General features: G+C 69.6%; 20 protein-coding genes. 13 read left to right on the top strand and 7 right to left on the bottom strand.

Annotation, left to right across the window (positions count from 1 at the left end):
- Positions 1 to 153 precede the first annotated feature (153 nt).
- From DEJ46_RS04450 to DEJ46_RS39010, 4 genes are all read left to right on the top strand, one after another.
- The gene (locus DEJ46_RS04450) at positions 154 to 1,698 is read left to right on the top strand and encodes an alanine/glycine:cation symporter family protein (RefSeq protein ID WP_150264268.1); all 1,545 of its coding nucleotides are present in this window, start codon (positions 154 to 156) and stop codon (positions 1,696 to 1,698) included.
- A 229-nt stretch (positions 1,699 to 1,927) separates the two neighbouring features.
- On the top strand, positions 1,928 to 3,226 hold the full coding sequence (nhaA, locus tag DEJ46_RS04445; protein ID WP_150264267.1) for a Na+/H+ antiporter NhaA: 1,299 nt from the start codon (positions 1,928 to 1,930) through the stop codon (positions 3,224 to 3,226).
- Entirely contained in the window at positions 3,223 to 3,540 is a 318-nt protein-coding gene (locus DEJ46_RS04440) for a hypothetical protein (RefSeq protein WP_150264266.1), read from the top strand. Before nhaA ends, DEJ46_RS04440 begins: the two co-directional genes overlap by 4 nt.
- Before the next feature lie 66 nt (positions 3,541 to 3,606).
- On the top strand, positions 3,607 to 3,996 hold the full coding sequence (locus tag DEJ46_RS39010; protein ID WP_190622433.1) for a hypothetical protein: 390 nt from the start codon (positions 3,607 to 3,609) through the stop codon (positions 3,994 to 3,996).
- Here DEJ46_RS39010 and DEJ46_RS39005 read toward each other — a convergent pair.
- Positions 3,966 to 4,271, bottom strand: a complete 306-nt coding sequence (locus DEJ46_RS39005; RefSeq protein WP_190622431.1) for an STAS domain-containing protein — start codon at positions 4,269 to 4,271, stop codon at positions 3,966 to 3,968. The genes DEJ46_RS39010 and DEJ46_RS39005 overlap by 31 nt on opposite strands.
- 363 nt (positions 4,272 to 4,634) lie before the next feature.
- Between DEJ46_RS39005 and DEJ46_RS04425 the strand changes: the two genes are divergently transcribed.
- The 4 genes from DEJ46_RS04425 to DEJ46_RS04410 all read left to right on the top strand — a co-directional run bounded on the left by DEJ46_RS04425 (position 4,635) and on the right by DEJ46_RS04410 (position 8,384).
- Positions 4,635 to 5,882, top strand: coding sequence for a cation:proton antiporter (locus DEJ46_RS04425; protein WP_150264264.1), 1,248 nt, complete (start codon positions 4,635 to 4,637; stop codon positions 5,880 to 5,882).
- Positions 5,869 to 6,318, top strand: coding sequence for a CBS domain-containing protein (locus tag DEJ46_RS04420; RefSeq protein ID WP_190622429.1), 450 nt, complete (start codon positions 5,869 to 5,871; stop codon positions 6,316 to 6,318). The genes DEJ46_RS04425 and DEJ46_RS04420 overlap by 14 nt, the downstream gene beginning before the upstream one ends.
- Before the next feature lie 69 nt (positions 6,319 to 6,387).
- A complete protein-coding gene (locus DEJ46_RS04415) occupies positions 6,388 to 6,618 on the top strand; it encodes a hypothetical protein (RefSeq protein ID WP_055640086.1) in 231 nt (76 codons plus the stop codon).
- A gap of 608 nt (positions 6,619 to 7,226) precedes the next feature.
- Positions 7,227 to 8,384 (top strand): site-2 protease family protein, encoded by a 1,158-nt coding sequence (locus DEJ46_RS04410; RefSeq protein ID WP_150264262.1) that lies wholly within the window; start codon positions 7,227 to 7,229, stop codon positions 8,382 to 8,384.
- 13 nt (positions 8,385 to 8,397) lie between these two features.
- On the opposite strand, the gene DEJ46_RS04405 is transcribed toward DEJ46_RS04410, so the two are convergent.
- The 3 genes from DEJ46_RS04405 to DEJ46_RS39000 all read right to left on the bottom strand — a co-directional run bounded on the left by DEJ46_RS04405 (position 8,398) and on the right by DEJ46_RS39000 (position 10,252).
- Complete coding sequence (locus DEJ46_RS04405; protein WP_150264261.1) at positions 8,398 to 9,501, bottom strand: SPFH domain-containing protein; 1,104 nt, start codon at positions 9,499 to 9,501, stop codon at positions 8,398 to 8,400.
- 29 nt (positions 9,502 to 9,530) lie between these two features.
- The gene (locus tag DEJ46_RS04400; protein ID WP_150264260.1) at positions 9,531 to 9,965 is read right to left on the bottom strand and encodes an NfeD family protein; all 435 of its coding nucleotides are present in this window, start codon (positions 9,963 to 9,965) and stop codon (positions 9,531 to 9,533) included.
- Positions 9,966 to 10,093: 128 nt separating this feature from the next.
- Positions 10,094 to 10,252 (bottom strand): hypothetical protein, encoded by a 159-nt coding sequence (locus DEJ46_RS39000; RefSeq protein WP_190622427.1) that lies wholly within the window; start codon positions 10,250 to 10,252, stop codon positions 10,094 to 10,096.
- A 105-nt stretch (positions 10,253 to 10,357) separates the two neighbouring features.
- On the opposite strand from DEJ46_RS39000, the gene DEJ46_RS38995 reads away from it, so the two are divergent.
- From DEJ46_RS38995 to DEJ46_RS40455, 3 genes are all read left to right on the top strand, one after another.
- Positions 10,358 to 10,516: a restriction endonuclease fold toxin-2 domain-containing protein gene (locus DEJ46_RS38995; RefSeq protein WP_190623342.1), complete on the top strand. Its 159-nt coding sequence runs from the start codon at positions 10,358 to 10,360 to the stop codon at positions 10,514 to 10,516.
- Positions 10,500 to 10,613, top strand: coding sequence for a restriction endonuclease fold toxin-2 domain-containing protein (locus tag DEJ46_RS40865; RefSeq protein WP_359683907.1), 114 nt, complete (start codon positions 10,500 to 10,502; stop codon positions 10,611 to 10,613). The genes DEJ46_RS38995 and DEJ46_RS40865 overlap by 17 nt, the downstream gene beginning before the upstream one ends.
- Positions 10,614 to 10,702: 89 nt before the next feature.
- Positions 10,703 to 10,828, top strand: coding sequence for a hypothetical protein (locus tag DEJ46_RS40455; protein WP_263411744.1), 126 nt, complete (start codon positions 10,703 to 10,705; stop codon positions 10,826 to 10,828).
- A 697-nt stretch (positions 10,829 to 11,525) separates the two neighbouring features.
- Here DEJ46_RS40455 and DEJ46_RS04395 read toward each other — a convergent pair.
- Both DEJ46_RS04395 and DEJ46_RS04390 read right to left on the bottom strand, forming a co-directional pair.
- On the bottom strand, positions 11,526 to 12,545 hold the full coding sequence (locus tag DEJ46_RS04395) for an MASE1 domain-containing protein (RefSeq protein WP_150264259.1): 1,020 nt from the start codon (positions 12,543 to 12,545) through the stop codon (positions 11,526 to 11,528).
- Between the two features lie 114 nt (positions 12,546 to 12,659).
- The gene (locus tag DEJ46_RS04390) at positions 12,660 to 13,502 is read right to left on the bottom strand and encodes a PP2C family protein-serine/threonine phosphatase (protein ID WP_141293870.1); all 843 of its coding nucleotides are present in this window, start codon (positions 13,500 to 13,502) and stop codon (positions 12,660 to 12,662) included.
- Between the two features lie 1,664 nt (positions 13,503 to 15,166).
- Here DEJ46_RS04390 and DEJ46_RS04385 point away from each other — a divergent pair.
- Both DEJ46_RS04385 and DEJ46_RS04380 read left to right on the top strand, forming a co-directional pair.
- Complete coding sequence (locus DEJ46_RS04385; protein ID WP_223834500.1) at positions 15,167 to 15,295, top strand: SDR family oxidoreductase; 129 nt, start codon at positions 15,167 to 15,169, stop codon at positions 15,293 to 15,295.
- Positions 15,296 to 15,325: 30 nt separating this feature from the next.
- Positions 15,326 to 15,763: an NUDIX hydrolase gene (locus tag DEJ46_RS04380; protein WP_150264258.1), complete on the top strand. Its 438-nt coding sequence runs from the start codon at positions 15,326 to 15,328 to the stop codon at positions 15,761 to 15,763.
- A 69-nt stretch (positions 15,764 to 15,832) separates the two neighbouring features.
- On the opposite strand, the gene DEJ46_RS04375 is transcribed toward DEJ46_RS04380, so the two are convergent.
- A complete protein-coding gene (locus tag DEJ46_RS04375) occupies positions 15,833 to 16,786 on the bottom strand; it encodes a hypothetical protein (protein WP_223834499.1) in 954 nt (317 codons plus the stop codon).
- Between the last annotated feature and the right edge of the window lie 488 nt (positions 16,787 to 17,274).

Raw genomic sequence — 17,274 nt, 5'->3', positions numbered from 1 at the left:
CAGCTCCCGGCAGAACGACCGAGGTGATCACGCTCCGAGTCCGCGGACGTCGATTCCCCGGGTCGCCGACCGGACAACGGCGTTCGCTCAAAGACCGCACCCCCACCGGCGCTGCCTCCCGCTCGCCGGTCCTGCGCTTCCGAGGTCCCCACCGTGTCACTCGATTCCTTCACCCAGTCCGTCGACGAGGCGGTCAGCGGCTTCTTCGAGCCGATAGCCACTTGGCTCGGCGAGATCGTCTTCTACTCCGTGCCCGTCGGTGGCACCGAGCTGCCCCTGATCGTCGCCTGGCTCGTCGTCGCCGGTCTGGTGTTCACCGGCTGGTTCGGCTTCGTCCAGCTGCGCAAGTTCCGGCTCGCCGTGGACGTGGTGCGCGGAAAGTACGACGAGAAGGGATCGGCCGGCGAGGTCAACCACTTCCAGGCGCTGACCGCCGCCGTCTCCGGCACCGTCGGCCTCGGCAACATCGCCGGTGTGGCCGTCGCGGTCTCCATCGGAGGCCCCGGCGCCACGTTCTGGATGATCCTGTGTGGCCTGCTCGGCATGGCCACCAAGTTCGTCGAGGTCACCCTCGGTGTGAAGTACCGCGAGGTGCACGCCGACGGCACCGTCTCCGGCGGCCCCATGCACTACCTGCCCAAGGGCCTGGCCGAACGCTTCGGCAAGAACGGCAAGACGCTCGGCAAGGTCCTCGCCGTCCTCGCCTCCTTCATGATCCTTTTCTTCGGCCTCTTCGGCGGCAACCTCTTCCAGGTCAACCAGTCCTACGCGCAGCTCGTCTCCGTCACCGGTGGCGAGAACGGCGCCCTGGGCTCCTCGGCCGGCGCGCTGTTCTTCGGCATCCTGATCGCGGCCCTCGTCGGCATCGTGCTCCTCGGCGGCATCCGCTCCATCGCCTCCGTCACCAGCAAGCTGGTCCCCGCGATGGCCGGCATCTACATCGCCGCCTGCCTCGTCGTCATCGCCGTCAACGCCTCCGCCGTGCCCTCCGCGGTCTCCACGATCATCGAGGGAGCCTTCAACCCCGAGGGTGTCGCCGGCGGTGTCCTGGGCGCGCTGATCATCGGCTTCAAGCGGGCCGCGTTCTCCAACGAGGCCGGTCTGGGCTCCGCCCCGATCGCCCACTCCGCGGTGAAGACCAAGCACCCCGCGAGCGAGGGCCTGGTCGCGCTCCTGGAGCCGTTCATCGACACGGTCGTCATCTGCACCATGACCGCCCTGACCATCGTCATCGCCAACCCCGCCAGCTATGTCGAGCTCCGTGACGGCGGCGAGTCCATCGGAGGCGTCACCATCACCTCCGACGCCTTCGGCACGGTCATGCCCTGGTTCCCGTACATCCTCACCGTCGCGGTGATGCTGTTCGCGATCTCCACGGTGCTGACCTGGGGCTACTACTGCATGAAGGCGTGGACGCACCTGTTCGGCCGCAGCAGGACCAGTGAGCTGACCTTCAAGGTCCTCTACACCCTCTTCGCGGTCGCGGGCTCCCTGCTCACCCTGCAGACGCTGATCGACATGGCCGACGCGGTGCTCTTCATGCTCGCCGTCATCAACATCATCGGCCTCTACCTCCTCGCCCCCGTCGTCAAGCGCGAGCTGAACACCTTCCTCGCCTTCGTCAAGAAGCGCGACGCGGGTCTCGACACCGACGGCGAGACCGACCCCGACCAGGAGCCGGTGAAGACCACCGTCTGACCGCCCCCGGCGGCCCGGCTCCCGAAGGGCCCTGCCCTCACCTCGCGCCTTGGTGAGAAGCAGGGCCCTTCACCCCGTCTCGACAGCCGGGAGACGCCCTGGCGAGGCCCCCCGACGCCCGATAGGGTGTAAAGAACGCGTCAGGATGACGCTGGTGTGCCGGGAAGTCTGGTCGGCGTCCGAGGGGCCGTGTGCCCATCCACCGACCCCCCCCCGGGAGGGAATTCCCATGTCCCAGACGCGCCAGCGTAAAGTCGTCTTCGGACTGCTGCCCTGGCCCGAACGACAAGCGATCACCGAGGCGCTGCGCACCGAGACGGTCGGCGGTCTCGTTCTGCTCGCCGCAGCCGTCGTCGCCCTGGTCTGGGCCAACAGCCCCTGGAGTGAGGCGTACGCGAGCGTCCGCGACTTCCACTTCGGTATACCCGCCCTCGGGCTGGACCTGTCGGTCGGCCACTGGACAGCCGACGGTCTGCTCGCCGTCTTCTTCCTCGTCGCGGGCATCGAGCTGAAACGTGAACTCGTCGTCGGCGAGCTCCGCACGCCCGCGACGGCAGCGCTGCCCGTGGTCGCGGCGTTCTGCGGGATGGCCGTGCCCGCCGCGCTCTACGCCCTCACCGCGGCGGCGGGCGGCGGAAGCCTCGACGGCTGGGCCGTACCGATGGCCACCGACATCGCCTTCGCCCTCGCGGTCCTCGCGGTCATCAGCACCCATCTGCCTTCCGCGCTAAGGGCGTTCCTGCTCACCCTCGCGGTCGTCGACGACCTCGGTGCCATCCTCATCATCGCTGTCTTCTTCACCTCCGACCTCAACTTCTGGGCGCTCGGTGGGGCGTTCGGAGGTCTGGCCGTCTTCTACGCCCTCCAGCGCCTCCGTGTGCGCGGATGGTGGTGGTACGTGCCGCTCGGTCTCGCGACCTGGGCGCTGATGTACAACTCCGGCGTCCACGCCACCGTCGCCGGCGTCGCCATGGGCCTGATCCTGCGCACCACCCGCGACAAGGACGAGGAGCGCAGTCCGGCGGCCCGCGTCTCGCACCTGGTCCACCCCTTCTCCGCAGGAGTCGCCGTCCCGCTCTTCGCGCTCTTCGCCGCCGGGGTGAGCGTGTCCGGAGCGGCCTTGACCCACGTCTTCACCGACCCGGAGCCGCTCGCCGTCCTCGTCGGTCTGGTCGCGGGCAAGATCCTGGGCGTCTTCCTCGGCACCTACCTGGCCGCGCGCTTCACCCGCGCCCAGCTCAATCCTGACCTCGCCTGGGCGGACGTCCTCGGTCTCGCCGCCCTCGCCGGGATCGGGTTCACTGTCGCCCTCCTCATCGGCGAACTCGCCTTCCCGGCCGCGGCCGAGGCCGAGCACGTCAAGGCCGCGGTCCTCGTCGGCTCCCTCACCGCGGCCGCCCTCGCCGCCGTACTCCTGCGTCGCCGCAACCGCATCTACAAGCGGCTGTACGAGGAAGAGGAACGCGACGACGATGCCGACGGCATCCCCGACATCTACCGGACAGGCGCTCCGGGAACCGTCCGGTGACCGTGGCAGAGGCCCCGACCGCTCTCTTGGGCGCGGCCGTGATCGTGGCGCTCCTGGTCATCCGCACCGCCGTCCACGAACTCAGGGAACCGGGAAGCGCCCGCCGCGAATGGGCCTGCCTCCGGGACCGGCGGGCCGTGGTCCTCGGCACGGCCACGGTCCTGGTCCTCGGAGCCGTGGGGTGGACGTTCACCGGACCGGCAGCGGACGAACTCCTGCCGCTACGGATAGCCGGCGGCCCGCTCCTGGTTCTCGCTGCCGCGGCTCTCATGATGTCGGCTTCTTTCGCGGACCGTCGCGACAAGCAGTCCTGACATGCAAGAAGGGGGAACGCGATATGGCCGCATTGCACTGTTCGGCGCCTTCGGGGAATCGGTGCCGTGCTGCTGCGTCGGAGCGGTAGGCGTACGACGACGACCGACGGGCTGCTGATCGAGGGGGAGGCCCGCGCCCAGGCACAGATCGACCGTGTCTCGTGCAACGCCCGCGCGGTCCACAACCCCCTGCCCACGGCGAGCGACGCCTACCACCGCCGGAAGCTCGCTGAAAGGGGCGGACTCCGGCCCTCCTTGCCGGTGACGCGCAGGAGCCCGGCCGTGGCCTTCGTCGGGGGACGGCCCGTGTGGCCGATGAGTCCCCTGACGGATCTCACCGACGAGGAGGAACGCGCGGCGTTCACCCAGTACGTGACCGACCGTGTTCCCCCGGGTGTCACACTCGGCACCCCCGACACCACTGACTACCGGCTGGAACGTCCCGCGGACAGATAGCGCTCCAGACCCATCCTGCGCACCATCACCGCCGGCTGACCATGCGCGCGGACGATGGCGAACCGCGTCCCCTGGCCGCGCGCCCCACGTGCGGCCAGGAACAGCGGCAACACGGCCTCCGGCGACAGGTGAGTGACGCGGGAGAAGTCCACCTCAAGCACGCTCGGCGTGCCACGCAGTGCCGCGCGGAGCACACGGCTGATGTGCTTCACGGATGCGGTGCCGAGATCGCCCTTCAGACGGACCACCGACCTCTCCCGGCGGGGATGCAGCACGCGCAGCAACGTACGCGCGCCGCGTCTGAGAGGGCCGGCAGGTGAGGACAGAGGAGGCATCAACGACTCCGGGGCAGGCGGGATCTTCTGCCGACCAGGCTTCCCGGCGCACCTGAGGGGCAGAGTACGCGCGGACCAACCCGCCTGCCCGATGGCGCAATCAGGCATTCGGGCGGTGTCAGGACGGCACAGCGTCGGGCCACGTGTACATGCCGACCCTCGGCAGTCTCACTGCGCTCCGACTGCCCATCAAGAACCTGTCAATGCCGCGTAGGGAACGTGTAAGGTCCGTTGCGGAGTGCCGGGAAGTCTGGTCGGCGAACAAGGGACACGTGTCTTTTCTGCCGATCGGGGATTTCTGTCATGGTGCTCGTCGCCGTCTTCGGGGCCGCGCTGCTCGTCGCGGTCCTGCTGTCCGGGCTCGCCGCCCGCACCGTCCTGTCGACCTCGCTGCTCTTCCTCCTCGGCGGGGCGCTCGTCAGCGACGGGTTCCTCGGCCTGATCCACATCTCACCGCAGAGCGAGATCGTGTCGGTCACCGCCGATCTCGCCCTCTTCGCCGTGCTGTTCACCGACGGCATGCACGTGTCCTTCGCCAAGCTGCGGGCCAACTGGCGCAACCCCGCCCGCGCCCTCGGTCTCGGTATGCCGCTCGCATGCGTCGGCATGGCGCTGATCACGCATTATCTGGTCGGCCTGGACTGGACGACGTCGTTCCTCGTCGGCGCGGTCCTCGCCCCGACCGACCCGGTCTTCGCCTCCGCCGTCGTGGGCCGCAAGGAAGTCCCTGCGCGGCTGCGTGAACTCCTCAACGTGGAGAGCGGTATCAACGACGGACTCGCGCTGCCGGTGGTCCTGATCCTCATCGCCGCCGCCGGGCCGACCGCGGCAGGCGTAGAGGCGTCGTACGGGAACATCGCTCTGGAACTCGGCCTCGGCCTCGCCTTCGGTGTCCTGCTCCCGCTGCTCGTCACCGGGCTCGTACGGTTCCGGCTGCTGGGCGCCGAGCCCAAGCTCCAGCCGCTCCTGCCGCTGGCCACCGGGATCATCCTGTACGCCGCCTGCCACCTCACCCACGCCAACCCCTACCTCGCCGCGTTCTCCGCCGGCGCCGTCCTCGCGGCCGTCTCCCCGGAGTCCCACAAGGCGTTCGAGCCCCTGGGCGAGTCGCTCGCCGAACTCGCCAAGTTCGCCGCCCTCCTCGTCTTCGGCGCCCTCCTCACCCCCCAGCTCTTCGGAGACCTGTCCCTCGGCGGCTACGTCGCCGTGGTCCTGGCGATCGTCCTCATCCGGCCCGCGTCTCTGCTTCTCTCCCTGTGGGGCACCCGTATCGACCGTCGGGAGAAGCTCGTCGCCGCCTGGTTCGGCCCCAAGGGGTTCGCCTCCGTCGTCTACGGCCTCCTCGTCCTCCAGGCAGGAATCCCGCAGGGCCAGGAGGCGTACACCCTGATCGCGGTGTGCATCGCCTTCTCGATCGTCGCCCACAGCAGCACCGATGTACCCATCGCCCGCCTCTTCCACGTCGACGACCTCGTCGACACCGGCTCCGTACCCCGGACGCACACCGACGGCACCTCGACGAGCAAGGCACTTCCCCATGCGCGCACGTGACCTGACCTGGCCCTGCATCCCGGTCCGCCGGGACACCACCCTGCGCGAAGCAGCCGAACTCCTGGTCCGCGAACGTGCCCCGGTACTCGTCGTCGTGAGCGAGGACGGACACCCCTTGGCCCTCGTCCCCGCAACACGAGTCCTGGCCGCGGCCCTGCCCGACGCCGTACGGGCCGACCCGCTCCTCGCCGCCGTCGTGGGCGAGTCGCTCGATGCCGACGTCCGCGCACGCGCCGCCTCGCTCCGCCTTGCCGACGTACTGCCCAAGCGCCTGCCCGCGCCGGCCGTCGTCAGCCCCGACGCCTCACCGGTCCAGATGGCCTCGCTCATGGAACGCACCGGCCGCCCCGTCGTCCTGGTCGTCGACTACGACGGGGACGAGCCCCACCTGCTCGGCACCGTCGACGCGGCCACCCTGCTCCAGCACTACCTCTGACCAGCGCACCCGCTCTGCACTCAACGGTGCGACGACCGGAGTGCCCGCCCCTCATGAAAGCCGCAGGCGATGAACGGTGACGAGCCCGTCTTCAAGAAGAGCAAGTGGGGCACCAGCCGATACGTCTACAACCCCAACAACCCGGTCGGCCTTGCCCTGATCGTCGTCAGCAGCGTCATGGTGATCGTCATGCTCGTCCTCATGGAGAACCGGTCGGGTCCTTTCGCCCCGTCACCCTCTCCGACATGGAGCCCGCCGGCCTCGCAGGACCCGTGGCCCTTCCCCGCGACCACGCCGTGACGATGCGGCTCGGCCGCTCGGAGACAGGGCGAGGCCGCGGTGCCCGAACGGCATGCCGTTCGGTGAGGAAGAGGGAAGGAGGGGTGCACGAGGTGGAGCCGAGAGGCGAACGTGTGTGGGCGGCAGCCGATCTGTCCTTGCTGGTGGGGCCGCCGCCCGGGGCATTCTGGCCCGAGGGCCGGCCGGAAGATCTCTCGGGCCGGCACAGACCGCTCTTGAAGCCGGCGCTGCGGATAGTGAACTTCGCGACCGTCGTCCTCCGGCAGGCCCTCGGGGAGTCGGCGCTCCTCATGACGGCCGACTCCCGACTGACGTGTGGAGTGGTGGCCGTTCGTAGGGCGGGCCGACGTCGAGGCACAGGCCGGTCGTGGTGGTGACCTTGGGCTGGATCGGCGCGACGGATTTCCGGGAAGCTGCCCGTGGCTTCCGCACGTTGTCCCATGGTGCATCGGCGTTTCGGTCGTGGGCGCGGCTTCGTGAGCCGCGGATGCCGGCCAGGGAGCAACACTTGGAGTAGGCGGACGCCGTACTGATCCGATCATCGAGAGCGTTCCGATGGTCTGCGGGCTCGGGCGGATGACCGCCTGCTTGAGCCACGGGAGACGGCGATGAACGGCTCGGTTCGGATCGGACGGGTTCTCGGCGTGCCGCTGCTCGTTCACTGGACGGTGCCCCTGCTTGTGGTGCTCTTCGGATACAGCCTGGGCAGCCAGACACTCCCCGTCTGGCTACCGGGCCGGTCGAACGCGACGTACACGGTCGCGGGGCTGCTGGGGGCCCTGCTGCTCGTCGGCAGCCTGCTGGCTCATGAGGCCGCGCACGCGTTCATCGCCCGGAGGAAGGACATCCCCGTCCAGGACGTCACGCTCTGGGCCCTGGGCGGGATGACCCGGATGGGCAAGCCGCGCACGGCCGGCGCGGCCTTCCTCGTGGCCGTCGGCGGGCCGCTCGCCAGCCTCGTCGTGGGCGCGGCGGCGCTCGGGGCGGGCGTCGGACTGAACGCGTTGTTCGGCTGGGCGGTGCCGGCGGCCGTCCTGGTGTGGCTCGCGTGGGTGAACGTCCTGCTGGGGCTGTTCAACCTGCTGCCTGCCGCGCCGCTGGACGGCGGGCGTGTGCTGCAGTCGGTGATCTGGTGGCGTACCGGAGACCGGGACCGGGCCGAACGAGCGGCCGCGCGCTGCGGCCAGGTACTCGGCTTCCTGCTTGTCGCCGGCGGCTGGGTCTTGCTCCTGCGCGGCTCCTTGGGCGGTCTGTGGCTGATGGTCATCGGCTTCTTCGTCCTGGTCGTCGCCGGCGCGGAGCGACGGCAGGCCGGAATGGCCGCGGCCCTGCACGGGGTACGAGCGGCCGATGCCATGTCGAGCCCCGTGGAGACCTGTCCCGACTGGCTCACGGTGGAACGCTGCGTCGACGACGTGGCGATGCGGGCCCGCCATTCCGTCCTGCCCCTGATCGACTTCGAAGGCCGCCCCAGCGGCCTGGTCGACCTGACACGGTTCGCGGGAATCCCCGCGCCGCAGCGCAGGACCGTGCGCGTACGTGACGTGGCGACCCCGCTGTCGCAGTGCACGACCTGTGCGCCGGACGACCTCCTGGAAGGCGTATTGGAGGGGGCTCGCCCCAGCCGGAGCGGCATATGGATCCTCGTCACCGTCGGCCCGCTCCTGGTGGGCGTCGTCACCGCAGGCGACATCGCCCGTCTCGTCCAGCGCCACTCGCTGCGCGGTACGAAGGGCGTTCCGGACAGCGACGCGGACAACTGGTGAACCAGGGTGCTCGTCAATCGCCGGACGTCTGCCCCCGGCCCGGTACCTGGGCCGTCCTCGCGGCCTCGGCCTTCGCGTCGCTCACTACGGCGTCGGCCCGCTTCGCGACCTCGTCGGCGGCCGCGGCGGCGTCGAGCGAAAGGGGCGAACCTGTCTCGAGCTCCGTCGCCCCGCCCTCGACCGGCGCGCCGTCGGCATCGGTGGTGGTTGCTTCCTCCGGTTGGGCAGGCGCGGGGAGACCCATCGTCGACTGGTCTCCGAACGCGTGGGTGACGGCGCGGACGGCCTCGGTGAGCTCGCCCGGGATCACCCAGAACGTGTTGTTGTCGCTCTTCGCCAGGTGCGGGAGCGTTTCGAGATACTTGTAGGCCAGGATCTTCGGATCGGCATTGTTGCGATGGACGGCCTGGAAGACGAGCTCCACCGCCTTCGCCTCGCCGTCGGCTCGCAGGATCATGGCTTGCTGCGCGCCCTGTGCTTCCAGGATGTCCTTCTGCTTCGTGCCCTCCGCGGTGAGGATCTTGGCCTGCCGTTCCCCTTCGGCGTGCAGGACGGCCGCGCGCTTGTCACGCTCGGCCCGCATCTGCTTCTCCATCGCCTCTTGGATGGAGTGCGGCGGATCGATGGCCTTGATCTCGACGCGGTTGACCCGGATGCCCCACTTGCCGGTGGCGTCGTCGAGGACGGCGCGGAGCCTGGCGTTGATCTCTTCACGCGAGGTGAGCGTCTGCTCCAGGTCCATGGAGCCGATGACGTTCCGCAGGGTGGTCACGGTGAGCTGATCGATCGCCTGGAGGTAGTCGGCGACCTCGTAGGCCGCCGCCCGCGGGTCGGTGATCTGGTAGTAGAGCACGGTGTCGATGTTCACCACGAGGTTGTCCTCGGTGATCACCGGCTTGGGCGCGGACGAGTACACCTGCTCGCGTACGTCGAGTTTCGTGTTGACGCGGTCCGCCACCGGTACGACGAAGTTCAGGCCGGGTTGCAGCGTCCGCCGGTACCGGCCGAACCGCTCGATGTTGTAGCGGCGCGCCTGCGGGACGATCCGCACCGTGGCGGCCACGAGGAAGACGACGACGATCGCCGCCACGAGAATCGGGATGAGTACCGGATCCACAATTCCTCCGTTGCGAGATGTTCAGTCGTTCACGGAAGGAGCTCGCGGGGGTAGACGACCGCGGTGGCGCCTTCGATCTCCATGACGTCCACCAGCGCGCCCACCGGGATCACGAGGCTCTCGTCGAGAGCACGGGCGGACCATTCCTCACCAGAGATCTTGATCAGGCCGTGGCTCGCGGTGACCTCCTGCATCACCTCGGCACGCCTGCCGATCAGCGCGTCGCTGCCCTCACGCGTGAGGGGTGTCCGCGCCATCCGCACCGCGACGGGACGGACGATGAGGAGCCCCGCTGCCGCTGCCACTCCGAGCGCCACGAGCTGGCCGAGAAGGCCGATACCCACACCAGCGACGACAGCGGCGACCAGCGCAGCGCCCGCCAGCAACCCGAAAACCAGCGTCAGGGTGAAGAACTCCGCGACACCGAGCACCCCGGCGGCGAGCAGCCATACGAACCACGGCATCGTGCCAGCCTCCCTCGGGGGGACCTATCCACCACTTACCCACCCGAAAGCCGGACAGAACGGACTCTTCCCATCCGCTCTGCGATGAGGGGGCCCGCTGGGCGACCTGATCTCGGCCGGGCGACTGGTCAGGCGACGCAGTCGTCCTGCTCGACCAGGTTGTCGACAGCCTCCAGGATCACGGTCCGCGAGTCCTTGATCAGCGGCGTGTCGTCCCAGTTCCGCCCGACGAGGACCCCGGGCGAGACCTTGAGGGTGACGGTGACGTGCTGGGCGGTCGTCTTCATCTCCTTCGCGCATGCGGCTGGCAGCTGGACCTCGCTCTGCCGCGGGCCCACCCAGACCGTGAGGCCCTCCCGACCTGGGTAGCGTCCTTCACGAGGTCGCGGAGCGTGTCGGCAGGCCTTGCGTCCAGGGTGTACTGGAGCCGCGGGGCGTCCGCGCCGGCGCTCTCCCGACGGTCGAAGCAGGTGATCGAGGCCAAGTACGTCGACAACCCGAACAGGTCGTGCTACCACTCGCTCGACGAACTCAATACGAACCACCGGTGAGCTCGCGAAGTACGACGCCGCTCTCAACGACCCTCGGAACAAGGAGCCGAGAGGCGTCGAGACGGTCACCAACAACGCGGACTCCGCGGCCTACTGACGCGTCACGATGGCCGCCCACGGCGTCAAGGGCTAAGCCCGACACCTACCCTGACCAACCGCAGCGGCGCACGACGAGGGAGCGAACGCGTGGAAGTGTCCGAACTGGCCGGCCTCCGCACCATGTACGTCTTCGGTTCCGCCGAGGGCTCCACATGGGGCCTGACCTACGAGGGGATCGAGGCCGAGCTGTCCGGGGGGGGCATGGCCACCTGAGCGGCATGCGAAGGGCTTGGGCACCATGACGGAGAAGAACTCCCGCGCCTCGGGCGAAGAGGCCGTTCGCGGTGCCCGCCCAGTTGTGCTCCGGTCATCCTGAGGCTGCGGGGCTGGAGTGCCGAGGCCGGCGTCCGGCCGCGCCTGCACGCCGCCCGGCTGACCGAGCTCGGCGGGCTGGCGCCTGTGCGATCGTCCGTGGTCGGTGTGGTTGCTCAAGAGGCCTTCCCCGTGGGAGCAGGCAGGCATGGACCCGCTGTCAGTTCGTCGGAGTGACGGTGATCACGGATACCCGCGGGGGAGCGCTGCGTAGGCCTGCGAAGTCGTCTCGGTGGCGTTCTGGAGGGCGGCTATACCTTCCGCCGCTACCTGATGATGCGTCAGGAAGGTGGTAAGTGGTCAGCATGAGTCCTCAAGAACCTGGGGGCAGCTGCCTGAACTTGCGACTCGTCGTAGGATGTGGGAACAGCCCTTGACCTGCAAAAACGCAGGCAAGGAGCCTATGTCCAGGAGTACCTCGACGATACGTGCAATGTTCAAGTCCAAGATCTAGCATTTGGACGTCTGTACAGGTCAGGGGCATGGTAGAGGCCTCTCAGGTCAGCAAAAGGTCAGCATGCGTCGCAGCCTTGACTCCGCTTGCTGACCTTCAGGCGTTGTACGGCTCCTGATTCCTGCGTCGGCTCCGGCGCAGGTGTCACGGATCCCGGTGCCCGCCGGGTGGGGCTGCCCGGCTCTCGGCGGTGCCGGGTGGACCCGGTGAGGGCTCGCCCGCCGCGAGGTGCTCCAGGACCTCCGCCAGTTCCTGGCAGGCGCGGCGCACCGACCGGCGGGTCGCACGCTGCTCGGTGATGACGGAGGCGAGAAGCAGGGCGGTCAGGGCGGCGGAACCGTTGAACGCCTGGAGCTTGGCCATGATCTCGACGTCCGTCAGGTGGAGGAACGCGCCCCGCCCGGAGGTCGCCTCGAAGGTAGTGAGTACGGAGGCGAAGAGCGCGCACAGCATGCTTCCGGCGAGCTGGAAGCGGAGCGCTGCCCAGATCAGCAGGGGGAAGACGAGGAAGAGCATGCTCATCGGGCTGAGCACGGCCATGGGCATGAGGACCAGGGTCGTCAGCCCCAGAAAGGCCGCCTCCTTCCAGCGCCGTACCCGGAACCGTCCGGCCGGCCCCGCGAGGACGAGCAGGAGCGGGGCGACGAGCAGCACCCCCATCGTGTCGCCCACCCACCAGGCCAGCCAGACGGGCCAGAACTCGCTCTTGTCCAGGGAGCCCTTCGCCACCTGTAGTCCGACCCCCGCGGTCGCGCTGATCAGCATGGCGCCGAACCCACCGAGGAAGACCAGGGAGAGTCCGTCCCGCAGCCGCGCCATGTCGAGCCGGAAGCCGGCCCGTCTCAGCAGCAGGAAGGCGCAGAGAGGCGCGACGGTGTTGCTCACCACGGTGACCACTGTGGTGGGCCCCGGAGCGGTGAGGGAAGCGATGACGAGGAAGGAGCCGAGGGCGATCCCAGGCCAGACCCGCGCGCCGAACAGCAGCAGGGCGGCGACGGCGACGCCGGTGGGCGGCCAGATGGGGGTGACCACCACGCCTTCGACGACGAGGCGGCCCATCAGGCCGAGTCGTCCGGCCGCGTAGTAGCAAACCGTCACGGCCAGCGACATCAGAGCCGCCTCCGTAGAGGGCCGGAACTGCCGAGTGTCCAACACGTCAGCCATCAGACACCGGCCGGGCCGCCACGACCGGGCAAGGACCCCTGCGTGTCGGGCGCCGCCGTACGGCACGGGCCCGGGCCGGTCCGAGGACCGACCCGGCCCGAGGAGAGCCCCCCTTCACTCCTCGGCCGCCGACCGGGCCGGACCGCCGTCATGGCCGACGACCAGGACGGCCGCGTCGTCCTCGTGCCCCACCGTGGCCGCCAGCTTCATGACGGCGGTGGCGAGCGCGTCGACGTCCAGCCCGGCGACGGCGGTGATCCCGGCGAGCCGCGTCACCCGGTCCAGACCCTCGTCGACGTGGAGCGAGGGCCCCTCCACCACCCCGTCGGTCAGGAGGACGAAGACACCGTCGGCGGTGAGCCGGTGGCGCGTGGCCGGGTAGTCGACGCCGCGGAGCACACCGAGCGGAGGCCCGCCCTCGCTGTCGTCGATACCGGAGCGGCCGTCGGTGGTGGCCCAGATGTAGGGGATGTGACCGGCCCGGGCGCACTCCAGGGTGCCGGCGGCGGGGTCGAGCCGCAGGAAGGTGCAGGTGGCGAAGAGGTCGGCGCCCAGAGAGATCAGCAGGTCGTTGGTGCGACCGAGCAGCTCTCCCGGGTCTCCGGTGACGGAGGCCAGCGCGCGCAGTGCCACGCGGACCTGTCCCATGAAGGCGGCGGCCTCGATGTTGTGCCCCTGCACGTCACCGATGGACATGCCGATCTGCCCGCCGGGCAGGGAGAAGGCGTCGTACCAGTCACCGCCGACGTTGAGCCCGTGATTGGCGGGCTCATAGCGGACGGCCAGCCGGGCGCCCGGAAAACTGGGCAGGTCCGAGGGCAGCATGTCGCGCTGCAGGGCCACGGCGAGCTCGACACGGGAACGCTGCGTCTCGGCCAACTCCCGCGCCCTGGCGGTCAGCGACCCGAGCCGGACCAGAAGGTCCTCGCTGTTGTCGGCCGGCCGTCTGCGGAACATCGATCACTCCGACGTCACGACAATCCTCGCATCACTCCGTCCCGTCTCCAGCACGCGGGACCACAGGGGACCACCTCGGTACGAACAGGTCCTTCCCTACTCTGCCCGGAGGGGGCGGCGTTCGCATCTCATCGGCGGAGAACGCGGCGGATCCCAGCGGGGCCACCCCACACCACCGGAAACGGACAGCGGTTCGGCGAGATCGAAGGCATCGCCCCGTCCCTGACCTCCGTCCGGACCGGGCAGGCCGGCGCCGCGCGACTCGCCCGGAGGTCACCCGCCGCACCCGCCGTCCGGTGCCTGCCTGACCTCGCGGCAAGGCACCGACGGCCCCAAGGACGCCGGGCACGACCACGAACCACACCCTCGTCCCCCGGGCGCGAAGCGTTCTGCGCCGGTCCTCCTCGCCGCCGGCGCGGCCGTCGGCCTGCTCGGCGCGCTGCCGGGCACGCCGGCCGGTCTCGCGGGCGCCGTTCAGCGCACCTTCCGGTGGGGGATGCCTGGCAGGTACGTCCGCCACTCGGCGGGCGAGAGCGTCCCTCCGGCGCGGCGGCACACCTCGCCTGCATCACCCTCACGGACGTGACCGCGGACGAAGCCGGGGTCTTCGCTGTCTGGTTGCGTGGCTCCTTCGTCCGGCGCCGAACCTCTTACGCTTCGCCGGCAGCCGCGCCATGGCGAACGGCGAAGATACGCCCTTGCCGGCCGCCGGGGGTCGGGAAGACATCAGTGGCCAGCTGCGCCGACACCTCAAGACGTTCGATTACTGACCGGCGACCATCAAGCGGACTGCCCCGTCGATAGTGACCTGGAGGTTCGCTGACAACCGGTAGCTGCGAGAGGGTGCGCCGGTTCCGGTCACGGGCCGGGATCGAGGTGCCGTCCACGATCCACAACCGCTCGACCGTGTCAACGGGGCGGGCGGTCGAACAGTGGCGCGAGTTGCCGCACGGTGAGCTTTGCGCGGTGGTAGACTACCAGCAGCGCCCGGTCTACCAGCGGAAGGCACTGCGGAGGACTGCCGCCAGGCCTGGTTTATCCCTATGCGCGTACGGCTTCAGTAGCCGCTCGGGCTGCCGCATCCACTCGCGGAGCGAGGTGGAGCAATCTCGTCACGAGCGGCATCCCGTAGAAGGAGCCGTCCGGTGACTGCGCCCTCTCCCACTCTTCCAGCGTGCCGGCAGCAGCGGCAGGCCTAACGCGGCACCGGCGACAGCCTCGAAGGTGAGCGGCATGTCCCGTTGCCAAGGCTTGATCCGGAGCCGCGGCCGGGCCCGAGTGCGACGCGGGTCCGCTTCAGCAGGGCCGGCCATCCGCCCCGGCGCGCCGACCGGGCCTCTCAGGGCATCGAGGTGTAAGGCCCGCCGTTCCTGAAGTCTGCCTTGCTGCTCCCCGCGGGCGAAGACCGAGAAGATCATGTGACCTATGTGGACATCCGCGAAACGGCAGATCCAGCCGCCACGCCGGTGATCGGGCGGAGGACGGCGGAGGCATGGCTCCCGCGTTGCCTGAGACGGGACCCATGCGTCCGGATGGCAATCGTGGCCGCAGGCCGGCACCTGGACGCACCTCGCGCGCTTGTATGTAAATGGGACACCTCCTGCAGCCGATGAACCGAACGCCCTCCCCGCCCGGCGCCGTGCGCGGCCGGAGGACCAGATCAAGTGCCAGTGCGTCCCGCGCCGTGGCCGGCCCGAGACGTCGCGGCCCTGGTGGCGTTCCTCGTGGGCCCCTCCGCCTCGTTCATCACGGGGCAGTCCGTTCACCTCGACGGCGGCTGGCTGCTCCACTGAGACCGTCAACAAGCAAGGAGACGAACCGAAATGATCGAACGAGTCCGCGCCGTCCTCGTCACCGCCGACGACACGATGCTGGTCATCCGCCGCACCAGGCCCGGCATTCCCGAGTACTGGGTCCTGCCCGGCGGCGGTGTCGAGCCCAGCGACGAGTCCAGGGAAGCCGCCCTCCACCGGGAGATCCACGAGGAGATCGCGGGAAAGGCCGACATCATCCGCCTCCTCCACACGATGGAGGCCGACGGCGAGCGCCAGCTCTTCTACCTCGCCCGCATCGCGACCTGGTCCTTCGGCGACCGCACCGGCCCCGAGTTCAGCGCCGAGGGCCGCGGCGAGTATGCGCTGGAGGAGGTCCCGCTGACCTTGGAGGGGCTCGACGGCATCGACCTCAAGCCCGAGGAGATCGCCCACGTGCTGAGGGGAGCCATCGGCGCCGGAAGCCTCGGAGCCGAGGCGTCGCTCTGAGCCGGCGTGTACGTAGTCCTGCCGCAGGGATCGGCTCTGAGATGAGCTGGTCCCTGCAGCCTTCCGAGGTCAGCGCGGGGAGCCCGGACGCGGCTTCTCGTCCTGCCCCGGCAGCAGCCGCAAGGCGAGGACCGATCCGTCGGCATGGACGGAGACGGGGCCGCCCCAATCCTTGTCGAAGGTGAGGTGGGGGCGGACGCGGCGGCTCGCGTGGACGAGAGAGCGATATTCCTCGATGTCGCCTCTGGCGAGAAGCCGGAAGACCTCCTCGTCCACGCCGGAGAACGCCTCGACGCGAGGCCCGTTCAGGCGGAAGACGTGGTCAGTGCCGACGTACTCGTTGCCGAAGAGAGTGTGGGCGGCGTCCTGGATGCTCATGCTGGCTGCGTGCTCGAGACCGGTGAACCGCCTGCGGCCCTGCCGATCGGTCAGGTGCCGGGCGGTGGCGTGGCCGGATCCCGTGAAGGCCATGAGCCCGGCCGCCGTGGTGTGGGCCAGTGACTCCTGGAACCAGGCGTAGTCCTTCGCCTGCACGTGGCAGCCCCGTACGGGCTCCGGTGCCACCAGGCCCTCGGTCGGCGGGTGGATGTCAGGCATCACGTTCGCCTGGAACGGCGGGGCGTTCAGGTTCGCCTCCCGGCCTTCCGCCGGGGACAGCAGACCTCCGATGCCGAGTGCCTGGAGGGTGTGGACGGTCATCGCGCCGCCGTCCGTCGGGAGCTGCGTGCTGAACAGCAGGCCGGGGGTCTCGTTCCACGAGCCGATGTGGACCGCTTCGGCGTGGTCGGAGGCGGAGGCCAGCTGCTCGGCGGAGGTGGCGGAGTCGCTGTGGTTGCCCTTGCAAGCAAGGAGGAAGACGCGGGACGCCTCGCCCGGCCGCCAGACCTCGGCGAAGTAGTGGGGCCGGTAGCGGTACCTCACCTTCTCGCCCTTGTCCCTGCTGGTGAGGGCCCGGCCCGCGCGTAACGCCGTGTCGGCGGGGACGATCGTCACCGAATGGTCGGGGAAATGGCTGCGCAGCATGTGCTTGGCGAGGGTGAGGGCGCCACGACAGGGCCGTGGCCCGGGCGAGGGTGTGGAGGACGTCCCAGAGGGTCACTTCGAACTGCCGGGGCAGTTCCGTCTGCGGGATCGGGACGAGACCGGGCTTCCTGCGGAGCGGCTCGTCCTCGTTCTCCTTCCGCTTCTTGTCGTCCGCCGTGATGGCGGCATTCACCTTCCCGACGAGCGTGTCGTCGGAGTGGACGGAGACGTTCGAGGGCTGGGTCAGGTCCCGGAGCACTTCCTCGGTCGGCTTCAACAGCTCTCCTTCACGGTGTGCGAGGGCGGTTCACCATCGGTCGGACCGTACGAAAGGGAGGAGCGGCGCACGCAAGTGCGCAGGGGCGCGTGACCTGGGCTTCGGCCTGGGCGGGCCGGTGTCGGCACCTTGACCCCGCCTCGCTCGCGAGTTCCACGCCGCCGAGGGGCCCGGCGGGCAGCTGGCAGCGAGCCGGCTTCCAGGGCGGTCG

This window comes from Streptomyces venezuelae, from assembly GCF_008642375.1.
In the GTDB taxonomy this organism is placed as follows: Bacteria; Actinomycetota; Actinomycetes; order Streptomycetales; family Streptomycetaceae; genus Streptomyces; species Streptomyces venezuelae_G.
The sequence above is the reverse complement of the archived record's forward strand: the minus strand, read 5'-3'. Positions and strand labels throughout refer to the sequence as shown.

Excerpts from the sequence above, each read along its gene's own strand:
- nhaA (WP_150264267.1), top strand. The coding sequence starts at position 1,928 with ATGTCCCAGACGCGCCAGCGTAAAGTCGTCTTCGGACTGCTGCCCTGG.
- DEJ46_RS04425 (WP_150264264.1), top strand. The coding sequence starts at position 4,635 with ATGGTGCTCGTCGCCGTCTTCGGGGCCGCGCTGCTCGTCGCGGTCCTG.
- DEJ46_RS04420 (WP_190622429.1), top strand. The coding sequence starts at position 5,869 with ATGCGCGCACGTGACCTGACCTGGCCCTGCATCCCGGTCCGCCGGGAC.
- DEJ46_RS04415 (WP_055640086.1), top strand. The coding sequence starts at position 6,388 with ATGAACGGTGACGAGCCCGTCTTCAAGAAGAGCAAGTGGGGCACCAGC.
- DEJ46_RS04410 (WP_150264262.1), top strand. The coding sequence starts at position 7,227 with ATGAACGGCTCGGTTCGGATCGGACGGGTTCTCGGCGTGCCGCTGCTC.
- DEJ46_RS04400 (WP_150264260.1), bottom strand. The coding sequence starts at position 9,965 with ATGCCGTGGTTCGTATGGCTGCTCGCCGCCGGGGTGCTCGGTGTCGCG.
- DEJ46_RS39000 (WP_190622427.1), bottom strand. The coding sequence starts at position 10,252 with ATGAAGACGACCGCCCAGCACGTCACCGTCACCCTCAAGGTCTCGCCC.
- DEJ46_RS04395 (WP_150264259.1), bottom strand. The coding sequence starts at position 12,545 with ATGGCTGACGTGTTGGACACTCGGCAGTTCCGGCCCTCTACGGAGGCG.
- DEJ46_RS04390 (WP_141293870.1), bottom strand. The coding sequence starts at position 13,502 with ATGTTCCGCAGACGGCCGGCCGACAACAGCGAGGACCTTCTGGTCCGG.
- DEJ46_RS04380 (WP_150264258.1), top strand. The coding sequence starts at position 15,326 with ATGATCGAACGAGTCCGCGCCGTCCTCGTCACCGCCGACGACACGATG.
- DEJ46_RS04375 (WP_223834499.1), bottom strand. The coding sequence starts at position 16,786 with ATGCTGCGCAGCCATTTCCCCGACCATTCGGTGACGATCGTCCCCGCC.